This window comes from Streptomyces sp. NPDC002788 (assembly GCF_053592115.1).
Map to the genome: position 1 here is coordinate 62,695 of NZ_JBSFVB010000025.1, position 20,090 is coordinate 82,784.

Consider the following 20,090-nt stretch of genomic DNA (forward strand, 5'->3'; position numbering starts at 1 on the left):
GCCGGGGTTCGCGAAAGAGACGGAAGCGGAGTTCAGGACAGCAGAACCTCGGCGAGCCGGTCCACCTGCGTGAGCCGTGCCGCGGTCGGATGGAAGATCACCTCGTCGAATCCCGCGGCGGCCAGCCGGTCCACCTGTTCGCGAATGCCTTCCGGTGTGCGCGGGGTTTTCGCGACAAAGGACTCGGCCTCGTCCCCGAGCACCCCGAAATACTGCCGGACGAATGCGGCGGCCTCCTCGGCCACGTCCTCGCCGAGCCAGAACCGGGCAAGCGCGACGAGCCGGGGCCGCCCGGTGCGGCCCGCACGGTCCCAGGCGTCGCGGACCTTCTCGGCCCAGGGCGCCACCCGCTCCGGCTCCAGACCGGGCGCGGTCCATCCATCGGCCCAGCGCACCGTCCGCCGTACGGCGGCCCGGCTCACGCCGCCGACCAGCAGCGGCGGTACCGGGCCCGGCAGGTCACCGGTGTCGCCCTTCGCCCGGAGCCGGGCCAGTTCGGCGAGCTGGGCGTCGAACACCGCGGACCGGCTCGCGAAGTCCCGCCCGGCCGCCTGGAAGTCGTCGGCGCGCACCCCGGGCCCGAGGCCGAGCGTGACCCGGTCCCCGGCGAGGGAGGCGACGGTGGCGGCCTCCTTGGCGAGCACCGCGGCGGTGGTCAGCGGGGCCACGAGAATGTTGGTGGACAGCGCGATGCGCGAGGTGACGGCGGCCGCCGCGGCCAGCACGGCGAGCGGCTCGTGGCCGGGGTAGCACAGCCGGTGGGTCGCGGCGGCGGACGAGAAGCCGCACTCCTCGGCCCGCACCGCCCACCGGGTCTGCAACGCCCCGGAGGCGCCGGGGACCGTGTTGGGGAACGCGATGCCGATCTTCATGGGGTGCTCCACGGACGGGACACGGCCGGCGGCCGGCCGGAACCGAGCAGGTGGTAGGGGGTCGGGGCGAGGCCGGGCGGTCCGTCGGTGCTGTCGACGACGACCTGGCGGCGGCGGTATGCGTCGAGTTCGTTGGTCACCCGGTCCCAGGCGGTCCCGGCCGGGCCGCTCCCCCCAGGGGGCAGATCGAGGTCGACCAGCCGGTAGTCGTTCACCCACACCCGTTCGGCGTGCAGGGCCTCGGCGACCGTGCGCGCACGCCCGGCGTCCGCCGACCAGACGCCGGCGCTCAGCCCGTACCTGGAGGCGTTGGCGACACGGACGGCGTCGGCGTCGTCGCGGGCCCGCAGGACGGCCAGCACCGGGCCGAAGATCTCCTCCTGGGCGACGGCGTCCTCGGGCGACACGTCCGCGAGCACGGTCGGCAGGAAGTAGGCGCCCGGGTCGAGCCCTTCAGGCAGTTCCCCGGGCTCGGGCATCCGGCCCCCGCACACCAGCCGCGCGCCCTCCGCGAGACCGCGCTCGGTGAAGTGCCGGGCGGTGCGGGCCTGGTTACGGGAGACGAGCGGCCCCAGGTCGGTGTCCGGGTCGAGCGGGTTGCCGAGGCGCAGGGCCCCGGCCCGTTCCCGAACCCGGTCGACGAACTCGTCGTACACGTCGGTGTGCACCACGGCCCGGGAACCGGCCATGCACACCTGTCCGTTGTGCAGGAAGATGCTCCAGGCCACGCCGGCGGCCGCCCGGTCGAGGTCGGCGTCGGCGAGCACCACGTTCGGGGACTTGCCGCCGAGGTCCAGCCGGGTGTTCACGCCGGTGGCGGCGGCCCCGCTGCGCACGCTCTCCCCCACGGCGTCCGAGCCGGTGAACGCCACCAGGTCGACGCCGGGGGCCCGGACGAGGCTGTCCCCGGTGGTGCCGCCGGGGCCGGTGACGATGTTGACGACGCCGGGGGGCAGGCCGCACTCGTGCATCAGCCGGACCAGTTCCAGGGCGGTGAGCGAGGTGAACGACGCCGGTTTGACCACGCAGGTGTTGCCCGCCGCGATGGCCGGGGCGATGCGCCAGGCCGCCAGCAGCAGCGGCAGGTTCCAGGGCACGATCGCGGCGACCACGCCGAGCGGCTGCCAGCGCAGGTAGTGCGGCGACCGGTCCTCGGCGGTGCCGGGCCGGCCGAGCCGTGCGGGCAGCCGCTCGGCCCACCAGGCGCTCCAGGCGAACGCGGCGCGCGCTCCGGGGACGTCGGCGCCGAGGGCCTTGCGCAGGGTGGTTCCGTTGTCGCGGACCTCCAGCTCGGCGAGACGGCCGGACTCCGCGGAGAGCCGCTCGGCGACCCGGCGAAGCACCGCGGCGCGTTCGCCGGGCGTCATCCGGGGCCAGGGGCCCTGGTCGAAGGCGCGGCGGGCCGCCGCCACCGCCGTCTCGACGTCCTGCGGGCCGCAGCGTGGCACGTCGGCGAGGTGCCGGCGGGTGGCCGGCTCGAACGTGCGAAAGGTCGCGCCGCCCTGGGCCGGGGCCGGACCGCCGTCCACGTACCTCGGGAAGTGCTCTGCCATCTGCCTCCTCCTCGTCGGGCTGGTCCCACTCGTCCGGTGCGGTCAGGGTGCCGCCAGGTCGCACCGCCGGCCCCGCCCGGCGGTCGGTCCGCTCTCCAGCAGTTCGCCGACGGTCACTTGGCGGACCGTCAGTGCGCCGGGACGCGTGCCCTCCGGCAGGGCGACCGCGGCACGGTAGGGGGCGGGCACACAGGCCAGGTCCCACACCCGCCACAGCCGCGCGTCCGGGCCCCGCACGGCCGCCGGGCCCGGACGCGCCGGCTGGACGGAGGCCCGCATGCCCTCCCGCAGCCGACCGCCCCAGGCCTTGACGCAGGCCTCCTTGCGCACCCACAGCCGGAAGAACAGGTCCCAGGCCTCGTGCCCGGACAGGGCCGCGACGGCGGCGGCCTCGTCGGCGGGGAAGTACCGGGCGGCGATCCGCGCGGCGGCGACCTGCCGTACCCGTTCGACGTCGGTGCCGACCGGTCCGCCCCAGGTCACCGCCAGCAGGGTCAGGCCCGCCGTGTGCGAGAAGTTGAAGGCCAGGCCCGAGCCCCGCCCGGCGCCGGCCACCTCGGGCTTGCCGTTGTCCTGCCGGGTGAACCGCAGGTCCTCGGGTGCCTCACCGATCAGGGTGCCCAGGCACCGGCGCAGCACGGCCTGGCTGAGGGCGAACGCGTGTTGGTCCGTCCGGGACCTCAACTGGGCCATGCGCTCCCGGTCGGCCGCGGGCAGCAGCCGCCGCGCGGCGCGCACCACCCGGTCCGGGGCCCGGGTGGAGACGCACCACAGCAGCACGGGCACGGCCTGCGGGCTCACGGCGCCGTGTCGAGCCGTACGGGGAGGGCCGCGACCCCGAGCGGCAGCAGCTGGGAGGTGTGCGCCACCTCGTCGGGCGCCACCGCCAGCCCGATGCGGGGGTGGGCGGCGAGCAACTCACCGATTCCGGCGGCGTGTTGGACCATGACCAGGTCGGTGGCAGGGCACCGGTGGGGTCCGGCGCCGAAGGCGAGGGTGGGCGTCTGCGGCCGCTCGACGTCGAGTTCGCCGGGCCGGTCGACCACGCGCGGGTCCCGGCAGGCGGCCGAGACCAGGGGCAGTACCGCGGCGCCGGCCGGGATGCGTACTGCGGAGAGCTCGACGTCCTCGGTGGCCATCCGCAGCAAGCCGTCGTTGCTGGACGGGTAGAACCGCAGCAGCTCGGCCACGGCGCCCGGGATCAGCTCCGGCCGCCGCACCAGCCGGTCCCGGACGCCGGGGTCGGCCAGCACGCCGTACAGATGGCGGGCGAGCAGGTCACGCACCCCGATGAAGCCGGAGATGACCAGCCCGTGGAGCAGGAGCACCCGTTCCTCGTCGGTGAGTTTCCCGCCCTCGGCGTCCGGGTCGTCCAGCCCCAGCAGGACTCCGGCGACGTCGTCGCCGTCACGCGCCCGGCGCTCCTGAAGGAGGCCGTTGAACGCCTTCGCCAGCCGGGTCCGGCAGGCTTCCTGCTCCGGTCCGTCGGCGCCACCGGACATCAGCAGGGTCTCGACGTCGCCGGTGATCTCCCGCCACCCGTCGCCGTCGAACCCCAGCAGCTCGCAGACGACCCGGCCGGCGAACGGTGCGGTGTAGGAGTCCGCCAGGTCGACGGGCTCCGGGATGTCCCCGAGGGACGCGGCCAGATGCGCGGCGATCTCCTCGATGCGGCCCCGCCACCGGGCCGTGCGCTCGGCGGAGAAGGCCGCGGCGACCGGGGTGCGGAAGACGGTGTGCCGGGGCGGGTCGAGGTCCACGATCCCGGTGCCCTGGCCCCGCCCGAGGCCGGTGCCCGGCAGGGCCGCGGCCCGGGCCCGGCTGAACACCGGGCCGGTCAGGACGGCTCGCACGTCGGCGTCCCGGGTGACGAGCCAGATGGCGCTGCCGTCGGCGAGCCGGACCCGGGAGACCGGCTCCTCGGCGAGCAGCCGTGCGTACTGCGGTGGAACGGTGCCGCCGGGGCCCGCGGGATAGGGGAACATCTCGCCCGCGGTGGCGCTCACCGGGCCGCCCCCAGCGGATAGGCGGGTGTGGCGCGCCGTACCGATGGCTCCACCGGCTCGAAGGGGAAGTCCTGGGCGAGTACCTGGTTGTCCAGCTGGTGTTCCACCACGATGGTGCCGGCGCCGTAGTCCTCCGAGATTTGCTCGACGTCCTCCGCCGTGACCAGCCCGTCCGGCCGGCCCAGCAGCTCGGCCACGCCCTGGGCGGGCGCGAGCAGTTCGAGGGCGAAGCCGCGAGCCAGGTGCTGGCGGTGGGTGTGCGCGGCGACGATGAGGAAGTCGGGGTCGTTGTCGCAGATGAAGTGGCAGATGGCGCGGGCCTGAAGGAAGCGGCGGGGCCGCTCGGTGTAGCGCCGGCTGGAGACCAGCACCGGTCCCTGGGCGCCCTCGCGGCGGCCGAAGGCGACCAGGCCCCGGTCGACGTACGGCGTCTGCTCGGTGACGTAGGTGAGCAGCGCATCTGTCTCGAACCGCTCGGTGTCCGACACCCCCGCCCAGGCGCGAACCCGGCGGGCGAGTTCGTAGCCGAGGTGCCAGGCGTTGTCGAGGCGGCCCGGGGCGAAGAAGGTCTCGCGGACGTCTGCGCACACCTCACGGAGTTCGGCGACGGCCGGATCGGCCGGGCGGCCGGGCGGCGCCGTCCCCGCGACCTCACGGGCGCGTTCGAGCCAGGCGAGCTGGTCCGTGATGCGCTCGGGGCGCACGCCGTTGAGGAAGTCGAAGGCGTGCGGCTCGGGCAGCTCCCGCACCACCCGCCGGATGGCGTCGGCATGGGGTTCGGCCTCCGTGTAGGGGTCCAGACCGAGCCGGGCCGCGGCGCGGCAGAAGGCGGCCTCGTCCTCACCGGTGCCGCGCAGCGCGGTCCATTCCTGCTGGAGCGGGGTGTCGTCGACGCCCCACTCGGTCAGCCGGGTGACGACGGCGTCCACGAAGCCGCGCAGGGTCTCGGCGAGTGCCTCGGAACCGACGACGAGGTTGCCGCGGGCGAGATAGCGGGGACCGGGCCGGGGGTCGGGACCGCCGTCCGGCATCCACACGATCCGGGTCTGCCGTCCCTCGGGCACGAACAGCACGTCAGGCCAGCGGAATCCGTCGCAGGCGGCCCGCATGATGTGCCGCCGCGACCGCTGCCACCAGGAGCCGCGCTGGTCGCCGACGCCGTTCTTGTAGGCGAAGCGGAGCTGGGAGATCTGGGTGCCGGGGCGGGCGTCGGCCGTCAGCGACCACCAGTTGAAGGCGATCCACTCGGCCAGGGGGTACAGCGAGCCGGTCGTGTACGGCCGCACCGTGCCCGTCGCCGGGTCCTCCACGCTGGTCAGCGGGGTGTGGGTGCCGATGCTCATCTCCACATCGGCCCAGGTCACGGCCCGCTCATCACGGACGTCCGTGGGCGGTTCCTGCCATTTCCAGACTAGCGAGAACTCGGGAAGTGTGCTCATGCGAGTCCCTCCGGCCATTCGCTCGGGTGCAGGGTGTAGCCGGTGTAGCGGCCCGGATCCGCGCCGGCCAGACGGAACTCCTGGACGACGTCGTCGGTGCGGTACCAGGCGTACCGCGGGAAGTCGCGCTCCCAGGGGCCGCCCAGCGCCCCCTCGGTGAGCGCGGCGCGCAGCAGTTCCTCCTGGGTGCGGCCGGCCGGCACCGCCGAGGGCAGTGTGTCGGCCGAGCGTGGCTCCCACGCCTCATAGGCCGCCTGGCGGGCCAGCGCCTCCCGGTCGACTCCGGCCGGGGGTTCGGTCACGGTCCGGCGCCGTTCGCGCCGCCGTTCGGGTGGTCGTATGTCGCGCATGCGCGGACCTCCAGGGGAAGGGGACGAAACGGACGGGAGGACAGACGGCCGGCCGTAGGCTCGTCGGACGTTCAGGCGGAGGTGCCCAGCGGGCGGCCCGGCCAGTCGGCCGGGACCGGGCGGCCGTGGAGGGTGGCCAGGGTGGCCGGGATGTCGACCGGGGCGGCGGGGGTGTCGTCGGTGTGCGCGGGGACGAAGCCGGGGCCGAGCCCGGCCCAGTAGGACTCTCTGCGATGCCAGCCGCTCTGCCAGGTCCGGTGGACATGGCCGGCCCACTGCGGGTCGCCGAGCGGGAGGTAGCGCCAGTCGGCGGGTTCCAGGATCAGGTCGGGCGCCCCCGCGGTCGCCGTTCCGCAGTACACCTCCTCGCGGGTCCGCACGGCGGCGAAGTACGGCCGCCCGGTACGGGGGTTGACCGTGTCCAGCAGCAGGCCGCGCACCTCGTCGCGGACCTGCTCGTACTCGCCCTGGCCGACCGTGCCGTGCTTGTACCGGTCGCGGACGTTGATGTTGATGCCGTGGGTGCCCTGGACGGCCTCGAAGGCGCGGGTGCCGGACCAGTCGATGCGGCCTTCCGCACCGGTGGCGAGGAGACCGGCCTCGGCCAGGTGGTCGTTGATCGAGCAGTAGGCGCGCAGCGGTCCGAAGCCGATCTCGGAGAAGGCCAGCACGTCGGTGTGGTCGTCGGCGGCGGCGAGGGCGTCCTGGATCACCTGGTCGCACGTCCGGTACGCGGCGAACACCGCGCTGTCCCGCTCGTGTTCGGGGCCGAGTTCCAGCTCCTGCCAGTAGATGTGCGAGGTGCGGTCGATGCTGGTCAGGTTGACGATGACGACGTCGGACTCGGGCAACAGCGCGAGGGCGGCCCTGCCGCGCTGTCGGTCGGCCTCCAGCAGCTGGGGCAGCAGTTGCTCGCGTGGCTGGCCGGTCCAGAAGATGGAGACGTCGTGCACGGGCCGGATGCCCTGCTTCGCCAGCCGGCGCTGCAGATCGCGCGGGTGGCAGGCGTGCAGGGTGGCGTACATCGGATAGCTGATCAGCGCGCCGTCCATCGGCTCGACGGGATGGGTGCCGAAGACGCCGATACTGACGAACCTGAGCCCGGCGAACGCCTGGTGGTGCCAGAGCAGCGGGTGGCGGCGGTCCCTGGAGCCGAGGACCTGCGGGGAGTACTCGGGGTCGTGGCAGGTCCAGTACGAGAAGAAGCCGTGGTCGGCGGCTCGCCTGCCGGTGAGCACGCTGAGCAGGCCGGGTGGTTCGTAGGGGGTGCCTTCGGCGGAGAGGGGGCCGTGCGCGCCCTCGCGGCGCAGCCGGGCGAAGCCGGGAAGAGCACCCGCCTCGCACCAGCGGTCCAGCAGGGCGGGAGCCGCGCCCTCCGTGATGATCACTATCGTTCGATGCTGCTTCGTCACCCAGCACTCCCTCGTCCAGCCGTACAGGGGATCGCCGCTTGCGGAGTGGGAACGGTCATGAGCTGCGCTTCGGGCACCCGGCGGGGCCAAGGGACGGGTCGTGCCGCACGTCCAGGTGCCATGCCGACAGCACTGCACGGTACATGCGGATCCGGGTGTCGTATGCCCCGCCGAATGATGATGGCCGAAAGGAGTGCCCTCTGCCGCTGAGAGAAGGCCGCTACCGGGCGGCGGCGGCCCCGGGGCGGCCCTCAACCGGCTGCCGGTGATGGGTGTTTCAGTCAACTACGGGTGGCGGAGGGGACGCCTCCTTGACAGTGCTCGACGCCGGTTGACTACAGTGCGGCTGTCCGTTCGCTTTCCCGATTTCCCGTTGACCGCCGTTCTCGCGAAGCGTCCCTCTCGCCGTCCGCAGGCTGTCCGGTACGTCGCTCACACCCTTGGCGTTCTCAGCCGGGCCGGTGCATGCGTCGCGGACCGGTGGCACGCGCGTCATCTTTTCGGCGCGGGGCCGGACCGTTCGACCACCGTCCGGCCGCCCATGGCGACTCCCCGGCTCGGGCGTCAGCCGTCGCATGTCCCGATCGATGTCCCTCACACCGGAAAGGACACGATATGACCGTGTTGGGCTTAGGTGGATCCGGGCACGACTGGGCCTCCTGTGCCACAGACGGCAGCCGGCTCGTCGCGGTGGACGAGGAACGGCTCATGCGCAGCAAGTACGGCCTGGGCGCGGACCTGCTGGCGGGCGTCAGCCGGCAGGCATGCCTGGGACAACTGGGCACCACCGCGGCCGAGGTGGAGCACGTGGTCGCCTGCGAGCTGGTACCCCGGCCCTTCTACCACTCCTTCCGGCGACGGGTCACAGTGATCAACCATCACCTGGCCCACGCCTACAGCGCGTTCGGCGCCTCCGGCATGTCCCGGGCCGCGGTACTGGTGTGCGACAACTCCGGCAGTCTCACCGTCGGCGACAAGTCGGGGGCCACCGCCCGGGAGGCGGAGACCATCAGCTCCTTCGTCGCCGACGAGCAGGGCATACGGCTGCTCGACCGGGTCAGCGGGGCGCACGTGGTGGACGCAGGCTCGGAGAGCGCCTACTACCAGCCCGGCGAGACCGACAACTCGCTAGGGCATCTGTACCGCACCGCGAGCCTCGCCGTCGGGCTCGCCTACACCGGACCGAAGACCCGCTTCCCGGTCAGCGAGGACGGCAAGACCATGGGCCTCGCGCCGTACGGCGACGAGCGGTTCGTGGACGACCTGGCGGAGCTGGTCACCCTGCTGCCCGCAGGCGGCGTCAGCATCTCCGCGAGCAAGGTCTCGCATCTGCTGGGGCGGCTGGCGCAGGACGCCGACTTCGACACCCGGGCGGCCATCGCGCGCGCCGCCCAGGAGGTGCTGGAGCGGGCCCTGGTGCACTGCGCCCGCGCGCTGCACGAGCGGACCGGGCTGACCGATCTGTGCATCGCGGGCGGCGTCGGCCTCAACAGCGTCGCCAACGGCCGGATCCTGAAGGAGACACCGTTCGAGCGGCTCTTCGTCGTGCCCGCCGCCGGAGACAACGGCATCAGCCTCGGCTGCGCCTACTACGGGCTGCACGAGTTGGAGGGCGTGCCGATGGCGGAGCTGCCCGCCCTGAAGAACGCCTACCTGGGTCCCGAGTACCCGCGCTCCCGGGCCCGCGAGGCCGTCGCCGCCTCGGGGCTGCCCGCCCGCACCCCGGAGGACCTCCCCGGCGAAGTCGCCACGCTGCTGGCCGAGGGCCGGATCGTGGGCTGGTGGGACGGGCGCAGCGAGTTCGGTCCGCGGGCGCTCGGGCACCGCAGCATCTTCGCCGCCCCGTTCCCGGCGTCCGTGCGCGACCACCTCAACGAGAACGTCAAGTTCCGCGAGTGGTTCCGGCCGTACGCGCCGATCATCCGCGCCGAGCGCAGCGGAGAGTTCTTCGACCTCGGGCAGCCCTCGCCGTACATGCTGATCGTCACGAAGGTCACCCGTCCCGACGCCATCCCGGCGGCGGCCCATGTGGACGGCACGGCCCGGCACCAGACGCTGGAGGAGCACCAGAACCCTGCGGTGTACCGGCTGCTGGGCGAGTTCGAGCGGCTGACCGGCTGCCCGGTGCTGCTCAACACCTCCTTCAACGTGGCGGGCCAGCCCATCGTGGAGACCCCTCAGGAGGCCGTCGAGGCCTTCGCGGCCATGAACCTCGACCATCTCGTCGTTGGCGACCAGTTGGTGAGCAAGGCCTGAACGGAGGGGCTGCGGCCATGACCGTACTGGTCGTCGGGGGCGGGCCCACGGGACTGGCGACCGCGCTCTTCCTGGCCCGCGCCGGGGTCGCGGTGCGGCTCGTGGAACGCCGGCCCCACACCTCCACCCTGCCCCGAGCCACCCATGTCACGCGGCGGACCATGGAGTTGCTGCGCGAGGCCGGGCTCCAGGAGGCGATGACGGCGGCCGGGTTCGAGGTGGTCGCCGGCGACGATCCGCGCGTGCTCACCGAGCCGCACCGGGTGCTGCCCCGCACGGTGATCGGCGTTCCCTCGCTGTCCGGTCTCGACGCCGCCGAGGTACTGGAGACCGGGGAGAAGGAACTCGCCGTGCCGGGGCCGTGTCCCCCGTTCTGGTGCGGACAGCACCGCACGGAACCGCTGCTGCGCGAGGCCGCCGTACGGGCGGGCGCGGACGTCCGGTTCGGGCAGGAGCTGAGCGGGCTGTCGGTGCGCGACGACGGCGTGGTGGCGCGGATCCGCCGCGCGGACGGCCGTACGGAGACCGTGACCGCGCGGTATCTGGTCGCCGCGGACGGCGCGCACGGATGGATACCCGAGGCCGCCGGCATCGCGCGCGGCGGCCTGGGCACGATCGCGCGCCGCACCAGCATCCTGTTCCGGGCCGACCTCACCCCGCTGCTTAAGGGCCGCCGGTTCTTCATGAGCATGATCGAGAACCCGGGGTTCACCGGCGCGGTCATGCAACTCGACGCGGACCACCGGTGGGCGGCGGCCGTGGAGAGCGAGGCTGTCGGCGGCCTGGGCCGGGAGCCCGACCCCGGGCGCTGCCTGGAGCTGGTGCGGGCCGCGCTCGGGACCGACGACATCCCGGTGGAGCTGACGGCGACCTTCCACTGGCGGGCCCGGCACCGGATCGCGGAGCGCTTTTCCGAGGGGCCCGTCTTCCTCGTCGGCGACGCGGCCCATCTGCATCCGCCCGCCGGCGGCTACGGCTCCAACGCGGGCATCCAGGACGCGCACAACCTGGCCTGGAAACTCGCCGCGGTGCTACACGGCTGGGCCGGTCCCGCGCTGCTCGACAGCTACGACGCCGAACGCCGCCCGGTCGGCGTCGCGACCGCCGAACAGGCCCTGCTGCTCGACGGCGTCCCGGGCGAGCGGCTCGGCGCCGAGGTGCGCGATCCGCGCACCATCATCATGGGCTACCGCTACCGTTCGGCCGCGGTGATCGGCGGTGCGGCCGGGCCCGGCGACCCCTTTCCCGCCACCTTCGAGCTCTCCGGCGCGCCCGGCACCCGGCTGCCGCACCTGCCGCTCACCCCGGGGCCGGGCGGCGGCCCCGGGCAGGGCTCGGTCCTCGATCTGTGCGCGCCGGCCGCCGGCGGCCCCCGGCTGCTCCTGCTCTGCGGCGACGACGGCTGGCGGCAGACGGCGGCCGAGGTCGCCCGGGAGCTGACGGTCCCGGTCACCGCCCGGGCCCTGCGCCCCCCGGTGCCCCTCGCCCAGGTCTGCGGCACCGGCCCTGGCGGCGCCCTGCTGGTGCGGCCGGACGGCTTCGTGGCCTGGCGCTGCACCGCCGCCGCGCCCCCGACCGGGGCCCGGCGACACCATCTGCTGGCCACGGCCGTACGGAGGATCCTCCGCCCGGTCGCGGCCCGCACCGGCACCCATCCCCTGACGTTGCGGAGTGGCCGATGAAGCACCCAAGCCCCTACTGCACCTGCTGGCCCGGTGGGACCGTGTGGCTCACCGGGCTGCCGAGTGCCGGCAAGTCGACCATTGCCATCGAGCTGGCCCGCCGGCTGACGCCTCAGGGCCGCAGGGTGGAGGTCCTCGACGGCGACGAGAACCGGGCCCTACTCACCGCCGACCTGGGGTTCAGCCGGGAGGACCGGTTCGCCAACGTCCAGCGCGTCGGCCTGATCGCGGAGATCCTGGCCCGCAACGGCATCCTCGCACTGGTGCCGGTGATCGCCCCCTACGCCGACGCCCGGGAGGCCGTGCGCAAGCGCCACGAGCAGTCCGGCACCCCCTATCTGGAGATCCATGTCGCCACCCCGGTCCAGGTGTGCGCCGAGCGGGACGTGAAGGGGCTGTACGCGCGCCGGGCGGCGGGCGACCTGGTCGGGCTGACCGGCGTGGACGACCCGTACGAGGCACCCCGCTCACCCGACCTCGCCGTCCCGGCCCATCGGCAGCGCCCGGAGGAGTCGGCCGCTCTGCTGCTCGGCCTGCTGAGGGAGCGGGGGCTCGCGTGAACCACACGGCCCAACTGGAGTCGGAGGCCGTCCACATCATCCGGGAGGCGGTCGGCGAGTGCGAGCGGCCGGTGCTGCTGTTCTCCGGCGGCAAGGACTCCGCCGTCGTGCTGCATCTCGCGCTGAAGGCCTTCGCCCCCGCGCCGCTGCCGTTCCCTCTGCTGCACGTGGATACCGGGCACAACTTCCCCGAGGTGATCGCCTACCGCGACCGGACGGTGGCCCGGTACGGGCTGCGGCTGCACGTGGCCTCGGTGCAGGAGAGCATCGACAGCGGGGAGCTGGCGGAACGCCCCGACGGCAGCCGCAACGCCCTGCAGAGCCCGTGCCTGCTGCGCGCCATCGAGGCCCACCGCTTCGACGCGGTGTTCGGCGGCGCCCGGCGCGACGAGGAGAAGTCCCGTGCGAAGGAACGGGTGTTCAGCCTGCGCGACGAGCTGGGTGGCTGGGATCCGCGGCGGCAGCGTCCCGAGCTGTGGGAGCTGTACAACAGCCGGCACACCCGGGGCGAGCACGTCCGGGTGTTCCCGCTCTCCAACTGGACGGAGCTGGACGTCTGGCAGTACATCGGCCGGGAGCGCATCGAGCTGCCGGAGATCTACTTCGCCCACCGCCGCGAGGTGTTCCGGCGCGACGGCATGTGGCTCACCGCCGGCGACTGGGGCGGGCCCAGGCGCGGTGAGCGCGTGGAGAAACGGCAGGTTCGCTACCGCACGGTCGGCGACATGTCCTGCACCGGGGCCGTCGACTCCGCGGCGACCACGGTGGCGGAGGTCCTCCGGGAGATCGTGGCCTCCCCGCTGACCGAACGCGGTGCCTCCCGCGCCGACGACAAGGTCTCCGAGGCCGCCATGGAGGACCGCAAGCGGGAAGGGTACTTCTAGCCGTGCCGATCACTACGGTCCCCGCTGACGCAGCGCCTCCCCCCGCGGACACCGCGCTGCTGCGGTTCGCCCTCGCCGGCAGCGTGGACGACGGCAAGTCCACGCTCGCCGGGCGCCTGTTGTACGACTCCGCGAGCGTCCTCGCCGACCAGTTCGCGGCGATCGGCCGGGCCTCCATCGGGGCCGGCCCGGACCTCGCGCTGCTCACCGACGGGCTGCGGGCCGAACGTGAGCAGGGCATCACCATCGACGTGGCGCACCGCTACTTCGCCACGCCCCGGCGCCGGTTCGTCATGGCCGACACCCCGGGGCACGCGCAGTACACCCGCAACACGGTCACCGGCGCGTCCACCGCCGACCTCATGGTGATCCTCGTCGACGTCCGCAACGGCGTCGTCGAGCAGACCCGCCGGCATGCCGCCGTGGCCGCGCTGCTGCGGATCCCGCACGTCGTCCTCGCCGTCAACAAGATGGACCTGGTCGGCTACGGGGAAGCCGAGTTCACCGCGGTCTCGAGGGAGTTCACCGAGACGGCGCGCAGACTGGGCGTCCCCGAGACGACCGCGATCCCGATGTCGGCCCTCCTCGGCGACCAGGTCGTCACCCCTTCCGAGCGGCTGTCCTGGTACGGCGGCCCCGCGTTGCTGCACCACCTGGAGAACGTGCCGCCGGCCCGCGAACCGGCCGGGGCGGCTGCCCGGTTCCCGGTCCAGTACGTCATCCGGCCGCGCACCGCGCAACACCCCGACTACCGGGGCTACGCGGGCCGGATCGCCGCGGGCACGTTCCGCGTCGGCGACCGGGTGACCGTCCTGCCCTCGGGGTCGACCACCATCGTCAGCGGCATCGACGCCCTGGGGGTACCGGTGGAGCGGGCCTCGGCGCCGCAGTCGGTCACGCTGCTGCTCGCCGACAGCGTCGACGTGGCGCGCGGCGACCTGATCGTGCCCGCCGGGCAGGAGCCGCCGCTCACCCGCACCGTCGAGGCCACCGTCTGCCATCTGCACGAACGCCCGCTGCGCCGGGGCGACCGGGTCCTGGTCAAGCACACCACGAGAACCGTGCGAGCCCTGGTCGCCGACATCCCCGCTCGGCTCGGCCCGAGCCTGCTGGACGAGGAGCCGGCACCGGACCGGCTCGACGCGGGCGGCATCGGGCGCGTGGTGCTGCACACGGCCGAACCCCTCGCTCCGGACGCCTACCGGGACTCCAGGCGCACTGGCTCATTACTGATCATCGACCCGGCCGACGGCAGTACGCTCGCCGCCTGCATGGCGGGTCCTGGGCCGGTGTACCGCACGGGTGCCGCCCGCACCCGCACAGCGTCGGACGATGAGGAAGAGGAATGCCAGTGAGCGAGTTGAACCCGGCGAACAAGGCGGCTCCGTCCCCGGAGAGCCTCCGGCGGCTCACCGAGGACGTCAAGGGCTCCGTGTACCTGCCGGGCGAGCCCGGCTACGCCGAGCACATCGACGGCTTCGACCGGGCGGTCGAGCACCGGCCCGCGCTGGTCGTGGCCGTGGCGAACGCCGACGACGTGGTGACCTCGGTCCGCTTCGCCCGCGACCACGGGCTCGGCGTCGCCGTCCAGGCCACCGGGCACGGTGCCTGCCTGCCCGCCGACAAGCACTCGGTGTACCTGTCCACCCGCGCCATGAACGGCGTCCGGGTGGACCCCGAGCGGCGCACCGCACGGCTTGAGGCCGGTGTGCTGTGGCAGGACGTCATCCCGCTCGCCGCCGAGCACGGGCTCGCCCCGCTGAACGGCTCGGCGCCCTTCGTCGGTGCCGTCTCCTACGTGCTGGGCGGCGGCATCGGTGTCCTCTCCCGGCGCTACGGCTACGCCGCCGACCGCGTCCGGTGCATCGAGGTGGTCACCGCCGACGGCGAACTCCGCGTCGCCGACCAGGACGAGAACCCGGACCTGTTCTGGGCGCTGCGCGGCGGCAAGGGCAACTTCGGTGTGGTGACCGCGCTCGAGGTCGAGCTGATGGAGGTCGCCCGGCTGTACGGCGGCGGCCTGTGGTACCCGGCCGAGTCGGTGCGGGACGCCCTGCACCTGTACCGCACCTGGGTCACCGAGATGCCGGAGGAGATGGCCTCCTCCTTCTTCATGCTGGACTGGCCGGACGTGGACGGCGTGCCCGAGGAGCTGCGCGGACGCTTCGCCCTGCACCTGCGGCTGAGTTACGCCGGCGACCCGGCGGAGGGCGAGCGTCTGATCCGGCCGCTGCGCGAGGTGGCGCCGGTCCTGCTGGACACCGTCACCGACATCCCGTACACGCAGGTCGGCACCATCCACAACGACCCGCCGGTCTCGGGCTCCTACCACATCAACAACTTCCAGCTCGGCACGCTGGACGAGGACACGGTCGAAGCGATCCTGGGGCTGGTCGGACCCGGCACCAAGAGCGCGGTCAGCCTGGAGGTCCGCAACCTCGGCGGCGCCCTGGCCCGCCCGCCGCAGGTGCCCAACTCGGTCGCGCACTTCCCCGAGGCGCGCTTCCAGGTGTACTCGGCCGGGGTCCTCGGCATTGGCGAGGACGAGGCGGTGTACGAGGGCCACGACCGGGTCGTGGCGACGCTCGCGCCGTGGGCGACCGGCACGCGCCTGCTCAACTTCATGGCGGGCATCGCCCACACCGACCCCACCTACGTGCGGGAGGCGTACACGGCCGAGGCGTACGAGCGTCTGGTCGAGCTGAAGACGGCCTGGGACCCGGGCAACATGTTCCGCTTCAACCACAACATCCCGCCGCGGGCGGCCGGGAACTAGGGCCTGTCCGGCCCTGATCCGCCGGACAGGCCCTAGGCCTGGCCCTCCCACCGCCCTGCGCGCCCCGCTCTGCCCAGCCGATCACACCGACGAGCGATTGCGGAGATTGCCATGACCGAGCACGTCAAGACCGTGGACCAGAGCGTCAACCGGCAGATGATCGAGCTGCTGCAAGGGGCGTGGCGGGCGCGGGCCGTCCATGTCGCCGCCGAACTGGGCATACCCGACCTGCTGGCCCAGGGCGAGCGTACGGTGGCCGACCTGGCCGAGCACACCGGCACGCACGCACCGACCCTGGGCCGGCTGCTGCGGGCGCTGAGCACGTTCGGGGTGTTCCGGCGGCTGCCGGACGGGCAGACCTACGCCCAGACGCCGCTGTCGGCCGTGCTGGTCACCGAGCCGGGCAGTCCGGAGTCGACCGACGCCCGGTTCATGGCGGCGAACTGGCACTGGGCCGCGTGGGGCGACCTGCTGCACACGGTGCGCACCGGCGAGTCGTCCTTCGAGAAGGCGAACGGGATCTCCTTCTGGGAGCTGACCAAGAGCGACCCCGACGCCAAGCAGCGGTTCAACGCGGCGATGAGCACGGTCTCGGAGGCGGAGAGCGCCGGCATAGCCCGCGCCTACGACTTTCCGGCCGGGGCTCACGTGGTCGACGTCGCCGGCGGGCTCGGCAGTCTGCTGGCGGCGGTCCTCACCGAGCACCCGACGGTCCGCGGCACCGTCCTGGAGCGTCCGGAGATCGTGCCGCTGGCCGAGGAGCTCCTGGCCAAGGCGGGCGTCGAAGGGCGGTACGAGTCGGTCGCCGGAGACTTCTTCGAGGAGATACCGGCAGGCGCGGACGTGTACACGATCAAGCGCGCGCTGCACGACTGGGACGACGACACCATCGTGCGCATCCTGGCCCGGATCCGGGAGTCCATGCGCCCCGGCGTACCGCTGCTGATCATGGAGAGCATGGTGGACGAGACCTCCGACCAGGAGGCGCTGTTCCGGGGGCTGCTGCTGACTGTGCTGGTCGGCGGCCAGGACCGGCCCGAGTCGGACTACCGGGAACTGGCCGAGCGAGCGGGTCTCACGGTGCGGCGCAGCATCCCGGTCGGCGGCGATCTGCGGATTCTGGAGACGGTCCGGGCCTGAGCGCCCGAGCGGCCGGCGCCCCGCACGGATCCCGGTTCCGCAGGGGCGCCCCCGTTCAGCGGCGGGCCGTCTCCCGTACGGTCCCGCGGAGGCCCGGCCGCCGGCGCCGCGCCGTGTCGGCGAGCAGCCGCCGCACGGCGTGGTTGTCGGCGGGGTTGACGTCGCTGCCGGGCGGCACGATCTCGTCGATCCGGTCGAGGATCTCGTCGTCCAGGACCGTCCCGGCACCGGCGAGCAGGCCGGTGAGCTGGTCCACGGTCCGGGGCCCGATGATCACCGAGGTCACGGCCGGGTGGGCCTGCACGAAGCCCAGGGCGAGATGGGTGAGCGGCATCCCGGCCTCCGCCGCCAGCGCGCGCAGCCGGCTCACCGCCCGTGCCTTGGCCCCGTTCGCGGGCACGGTGGGGTCGAACCGTTGCGGTTCCAGGACCGTACGGCCCTTCCCGGGCGTGGAGTCGCGGTCCGAGAGCCAGCCCGCGCTCAGCGGGCCCCAGGCGAGGACGCCCATGCCGTGCCGCTGTGCGGTCGGCAGGACGTGCATTTCCACGCTCCGGCTGAGGATGGAGTACGCGGGCTGCTCGGAGCGGAAGTGAACATGGCCGCGGCGCTCGGCGGTCCAGCGGGCCTCGACAAGCTGGTCGGCGGGGAAGTTGGAGGTGCCGATCGCCCGGACCTTTCCCGCCCGCACCAGGTCCGACAGCGCGGAGAGCGTCTCGTCGATGTCGGTGTCGGGGTCGACTCCGTGCACCTGGTAAAGGTCGATGTGGTCGGTGCCGAGCCGGCGCAGGCTGTCCTCGACGGCCCGCATGATCCAACGCCGGGAGCTTCCACGGTGGTTGGGGTCAGGGCCCATGGGGCCGTGGAACTTAGTGGCGAGGACGACATCGTCGCGGCGGCCCTTGAGCGCCTCGCCGACGATCTCCTCGGTGCCGCCCTCGCCGTAGATGTCGGCGGTGTCCACCAGGTTGATCCCCGCGTCCAGGGCCATGCCGATGACCGTGCGCGCCTCTTGCCGGTCGGGGTTGCCCCAGGAACCGAACATCATGGTGCCAAGGGCCAGTTCGCTGACCGAGATCCCGGTACCGCCGAGGATGCGCCGTTCCATGCGTCTTCCGTCCTCCGGTCGTCTCGACTGCTGATCGGGGCATGCCTCGCTAGGACCGGCCGGTGCGGGGCATGCCGGCGAGCGTGCGGGCCACCTCGGCCTCCGGTACGTCCTGCACCAGTTCCACACCGCCCGGCCCGTCGAGCACGAAACACAGGCCGCGCGTCGCCTTCTTGTCGAGCCGCATCAGCGGGATCAGGGCCGTGGGGTCGACGTCTGCGGGCAGGGCGTCGGGCAATCCGTAGGCGCGTACGACCTCCTCATGCTCCGCGACCCGGTCGGGCCCGATCCGTCCGAGGGCACCGGCGAGCCGCCCCGCGAACACGGTGCCGATCGCCACGCACTCACCGTGCCGCAGCGCGTAGTCGGTGGCGCGCTCCAGCGCATGGCCGAGGGTGTGGCCGTAGTTGAGCGTGTGCCGCAGGCCCGCGTCCCGTTCGTCCGCGGCCACCACGGAGGCCTTCAGACGTACGCTCGCGGCGATCTGCTCGACGAGCGGCAGCCCGCGCAGGTCGCCGGCACCGATGAAGTGACAGCGGGCGATCTCGCCGTAGCCGTTGCGCCACTCACGCTCGGGCAGGGTGCGCAGATAGTCGGTGTCGCAGAGGACCGCGGCAGGCTGCCAGTAGGCGCCGACAAGGTTCTTGCCCTGTACGAGGTTCACCGCCGTCTTGCCACCGACGCTCGCGTCGACCTGGGCGAGCAGCGTGGTGGGCAGATGGACCACGGGAACGCCGCGGTGGTACAGGGCAGCCGCGAGGCCCACGGTGTCGGTGGTGGTACCGCCGCCGCAGGAGACCACCGCATCGGTCCGGGTGAGCCCGAAGTCGGCGAACGCGCCGCACAGCCGTTCCACTGTGGCCAGTGTCTTGTTGTCCTCGCCGTCGGGCAGCGGCAGCCGCAGCGCCGGAACACCCGGATCGGGCGCCTCGTCCACGGGCCGAGCAGTGACGACGGCGGCCCGGCGTGCCCCGAGGTCCCGGACGAGCGGGGCGAGCAGGCCGCGGACTCCGGGGCCGATGTGCACGGAGTAGGAGCGCGCTCCCAGTGGTACGTCGATGCGCTGCACGCCAGCTGCGTGCCGTGTACGCGTCATCTGCTCTTTATACACGTCCCGTCCGCCCCTCGCGAGGGCGCTTCCGGCACCGCCGGCCTGTCTCAGAGGATGCCGGTCCGCCCCGCCGCCCAGTGGACCTGGGTCTTCACCGCGTAACGCGGCCAGGCCCGCTCACCGCACAGGTGGCGCACCACGGCCCGGCAGGTCGTCGCCTCACCCGCGACATAGGCGATGCCCGGCTCGGGCGGCAGCCGCAGCCGCCGTACGGCCTCCAGAAGCACCCGCGACCCCACGGCGGAGGCGCGGCCCCGGTGCACCCAGGGAAGACCGCGCGGACCGTACGGTGCGGAGAACTCGCCGTCCGGCCCGGTGGTCTCCAGCACCCCGCAGGCCGCCGCTCCCGCGGGCAGCGCTGCCAGCATGGTCAGCAGCGGTACGGCGCCGGTCTCCTCGCCGATGAAGACGTGGTAGCGGGCCCGGGGCTCCAACGTGATCCGATTGCGCGGCACGCCCAGGCGGGTCCGGTCCCCCGTCACCGCGGAGAACACCCACCGGCTGCCCGGGCCCCCCGGCCGGTGCAGCGCGATCCGCAGCGTCAGCGTGGCGCGCGACGGACTGTGCCTCCACACGGAGTACGTCCGCAGCCGCGGTACGCCGTCCACGTCCGGCACCTCCAGAGGCAGGTGCGCGCCCGGTTTGCTGCGCAGGACCGCGAGCGTGGGCCCCGTGAGAGTCAGCTCCCGCATGGCCGGGGTGACGTCGCGCACCTCGGCGACCTTCACATCCAGCATCCGGGTGTCATGGAACCGCCGCCCCTGCCCCGCGCCGCGCCGCGGCATGTCAGAAAGACTCACCCGTTCCGCCTTCCTTGGCTCCCTCGACCGGTCGGCCCCCGCCGCCGTTCAGTATGCCGCCCGCGCACGAGTCCCCGTTGATCCCTTGGCGGCTCACGGTTAGGGTTCCCGGGATTCGGGGCGCACCGGGACCTGGCCAAGGAT

Annotated in this window: 17 protein-coding genes; 7 read left to right on the top strand and 10 right to left on the bottom strand. The window is 73.4% G+C overall.

Features of this window, described 5'->3' with window-relative positions:
* Positions 1 to 32: 32 nt before the first annotated feature.
* The 7 genes from ACWD1U_RS33770 to ACWD1U_RS33800 all read right to left on the bottom strand — a co-directional run bounded on the left by ACWD1U_RS33770 (position 33) and on the right by ACWD1U_RS33800 (position 7,632).
* Complete coding sequence (locus ACWD1U_RS33770; RefSeq protein ID WP_451113174.1) at positions 33 to 872, bottom strand: LLM class flavin-dependent oxidoreductase; 840 nt, start codon at positions 870 to 872, stop codon at positions 33 to 35.
* Positions 869 to 2,425 (bottom strand): aldehyde dehydrogenase family protein, encoded by a 1,557-nt coding sequence (locus tag ACWD1U_RS33775; RefSeq protein WP_451113175.1) that lies wholly within the window; start codon positions 2,423 to 2,425, stop codon positions 869 to 871. The genes ACWD1U_RS33770 and ACWD1U_RS33775 overlap by 4 nt, the downstream gene beginning before the upstream one ends.
* A gap of 42 nt (positions 2,426 to 2,467) precedes the next feature.
* Positions 2,468 to 3,226, bottom strand: coding sequence for a 4'-phosphopantetheinyl transferase family protein (locus ACWD1U_RS33780; RefSeq protein ID WP_451113176.1), 759 nt, complete (start codon positions 3,224 to 3,226; stop codon positions 2,468 to 2,470).
* A complete protein-coding gene (locus ACWD1U_RS33785) occupies positions 3,223 to 4,431 on the bottom strand; it encodes a cytochrome P450 (RefSeq protein WP_451113177.1) in 1,209 nt (402 codons plus the stop codon). The genes ACWD1U_RS33780 and ACWD1U_RS33785 overlap by 4 nt, the downstream gene beginning before the upstream one ends.
* Positions 4,428 to 5,870 carry a hypothetical protein gene (locus ACWD1U_RS33790; RefSeq protein ID WP_451113178.1) on the bottom strand — a complete coding sequence of 481 codons (1,443 nt, stop codon included), beginning with the start codon at positions 5,868 to 5,870 and terminating at the stop codon, positions 4,428 to 4,430. Before ACWD1U_RS33790 ends, ACWD1U_RS33785 begins: the two co-directional genes overlap by 4 nt.
* Complete coding sequence (locus ACWD1U_RS33795) at positions 5,867 to 6,220, bottom strand: hypothetical protein (protein WP_451113179.1); 354 nt, start codon at positions 6,218 to 6,220, stop codon at positions 5,867 to 5,869. Before ACWD1U_RS33795 ends, ACWD1U_RS33790 begins: the two co-directional genes overlap by 4 nt.
* A 71-nt stretch (positions 6,221 to 6,291) precedes the next feature.
* Positions 6,292 to 7,632 (bottom strand): alkaline phosphatase family protein, encoded by a 1,341-nt coding sequence (locus tag ACWD1U_RS33800; protein WP_451113180.1) that lies wholly within the window; start codon positions 7,630 to 7,632, stop codon positions 6,292 to 6,294.
* A 615-nt stretch (positions 7,633 to 8,247) separates the two neighbouring features.
* Here ACWD1U_RS33800 and ACWD1U_RS33805 point away from each other — a divergent pair.
* The 7 genes from ACWD1U_RS33805 to ACWD1U_RS33835 all read left to right on the top strand — a co-directional run bounded on the left by ACWD1U_RS33805 (position 8,248) and on the right by ACWD1U_RS33835 (position 16,930).
* Complete coding sequence (locus tag ACWD1U_RS33805) at positions 8,248 to 9,888, top strand: carbamoyltransferase family protein (RefSeq protein ID WP_451113181.1); 1,641 nt, start codon at positions 8,248 to 8,250, stop codon at positions 9,886 to 9,888.
* A 17-nt stretch (positions 9,889 to 9,905) separates the two neighbouring features.
* On the top strand, positions 9,906 to 11,570 hold the full coding sequence (locus tag ACWD1U_RS33810) for an FAD-dependent oxidoreductase (RefSeq protein WP_451113182.1): 1,665 nt from the start codon (positions 9,906 to 9,908) through the stop codon (positions 11,568 to 11,570).
* Positions 11,567 to 12,130: an adenylyl-sulfate kinase gene (gene cysC / locus ACWD1U_RS33815; protein ID WP_451113183.1), complete on the top strand. Its 564-nt coding sequence runs from the start codon at positions 11,567 to 11,569 to the stop codon at positions 12,128 to 12,130. Before ACWD1U_RS33810 ends, cysC begins: the two co-directional genes overlap by 4 nt.
* Positions 12,127 to 13,014, top strand: coding sequence for a sulfate adenylyltransferase subunit CysD (gene cysD, locus ACWD1U_RS33820; RefSeq protein ID WP_451113184.1), 888 nt, complete (start codon positions 12,127 to 12,129; stop codon positions 13,012 to 13,014). Before cysC ends, cysD begins: the two co-directional genes overlap by 4 nt.
* An 8-nt stretch (positions 13,015 to 13,022) precedes the next feature.
* The gene (locus ACWD1U_RS33825; RefSeq protein WP_451113202.1) at positions 13,023 to 14,369 is read left to right on the top strand and encodes a sulfate adenylyltransferase subunit 1; all 1,347 of its coding nucleotides are present in this window, start codon (positions 13,023 to 13,025) and stop codon (positions 14,367 to 14,369) included.
* On the top strand, positions 14,366 to 15,790 hold the full coding sequence (locus tag ACWD1U_RS33830; RefSeq protein ID WP_451113185.1) for an FAD-binding oxidoreductase: 1,425 nt from the start codon (positions 14,366 to 14,368) through the stop codon (positions 15,788 to 15,790). The genes ACWD1U_RS33825 and ACWD1U_RS33830 overlap by 4 nt, the downstream gene beginning before the upstream one ends.
* Before the next feature lie 111 nt (positions 15,791 to 15,901).
* Entirely contained in the window at positions 15,902 to 16,930 is a 1,029-nt protein-coding gene (locus ACWD1U_RS33835; RefSeq protein ID WP_451113186.1) for a methyltransferase, read from the top strand.
* 55 nt (positions 16,931 to 16,985) lie between these two features.
* On the opposite strand, the gene ACWD1U_RS33840 is transcribed toward ACWD1U_RS33835, so the two are convergent.
* From ACWD1U_RS33840 to ACWD1U_RS33850, 3 genes are all read right to left on the bottom strand, one after another.
* Positions 16,986 to 18,035 carry an aldo/keto reductase gene (locus tag ACWD1U_RS33840; protein ID WP_451113187.1) on the bottom strand — a complete coding sequence of 350 codons (1,050 nt, stop codon included), beginning with the start codon at positions 18,033 to 18,035 and terminating at the stop codon, positions 16,986 to 16,988.
* A gap of 49 nt (positions 18,036 to 18,084) precedes the next feature.
* On the bottom strand, positions 18,085 to 19,131 hold the full coding sequence (locus ACWD1U_RS33845) for a 3-dehydroquinate synthase family protein (protein ID WP_451113188.1): 1,047 nt from the start codon (positions 19,129 to 19,131) through the stop codon (positions 18,085 to 18,087).
* A 62-nt stretch (positions 19,132 to 19,193) separates the two neighbouring features.
* Positions 19,194 to 19,946, bottom strand: coding sequence for a siderophore-interacting protein (locus tag ACWD1U_RS33850; protein ID WP_451113189.1), 753 nt, complete (start codon positions 19,944 to 19,946; stop codon positions 19,194 to 19,196).
* Positions 19,947 to 20,090: the final 144 nt, after the last annotated feature.

Excerpts from the sequence above, each read along its gene's own strand:
- ACWD1U_RS33845 (WP_451113188.1), bottom strand. The coding sequence starts at position 19,131 with ATGACGCGTACACGGCACGCAGCTGGCGTGCAGCGCATCGACGTACCA.
- ACWD1U_RS33770 (WP_451113174.1), bottom strand. The coding sequence starts at position 872 with ATGAAGATCGGCATCGCGTTCCCCAACACGGTCCCCGGCGCCTCCGGG.
- ACWD1U_RS33840 (WP_451113187.1), bottom strand. The coding sequence starts at position 18,035 with ATGGAACGGCGCATCCTCGGCGGTACCGGGATCTCGGTCAGCGAACTG.
- ACWD1U_RS33795 (WP_451113179.1), bottom strand. The coding sequence starts at position 6,220 with ATGCGCGACATACGACCACCCGAACGGCGGCGCGAACGGCGCCGGACC.
- ACWD1U_RS33790 (WP_451113178.1), bottom strand. The coding sequence starts at position 5,870 with ATGAGCACACTTCCCGAGTTCTCGCTAGTCTGGAAATGGCAGGAACCG.
- ACWD1U_RS33835 (WP_451113186.1), top strand. The coding sequence starts at position 15,902 with ATGACCGAGCACGTCAAGACCGTGGACCAGAGCGTCAACCGGCAGATG.
- cysC (WP_451113183.1), top strand. The coding sequence starts at position 11,567 with ATGAAGCACCCAAGCCCCTACTGCACCTGCTGGCCCGGTGGGACCGTG.
- ACWD1U_RS33805 (WP_451113181.1), top strand. The coding sequence starts at position 8,248 with ATGACCGTGTTGGGCTTAGGTGGATCCGGGCACGACTGGGCCTCCTGT.
- ACWD1U_RS33775 (WP_451113175.1), bottom strand. The coding sequence starts at position 2,425 with ATGGCAGAGCACTTCCCGAGGTACGTGGACGGCGGTCCGGCCCCGGCC.
- ACWD1U_RS33810 (WP_451113182.1), top strand. The coding sequence starts at position 9,906 with ATGACCGTACTGGTCGTCGGGGGCGGGCCCACGGGACTGGCGACCGCG.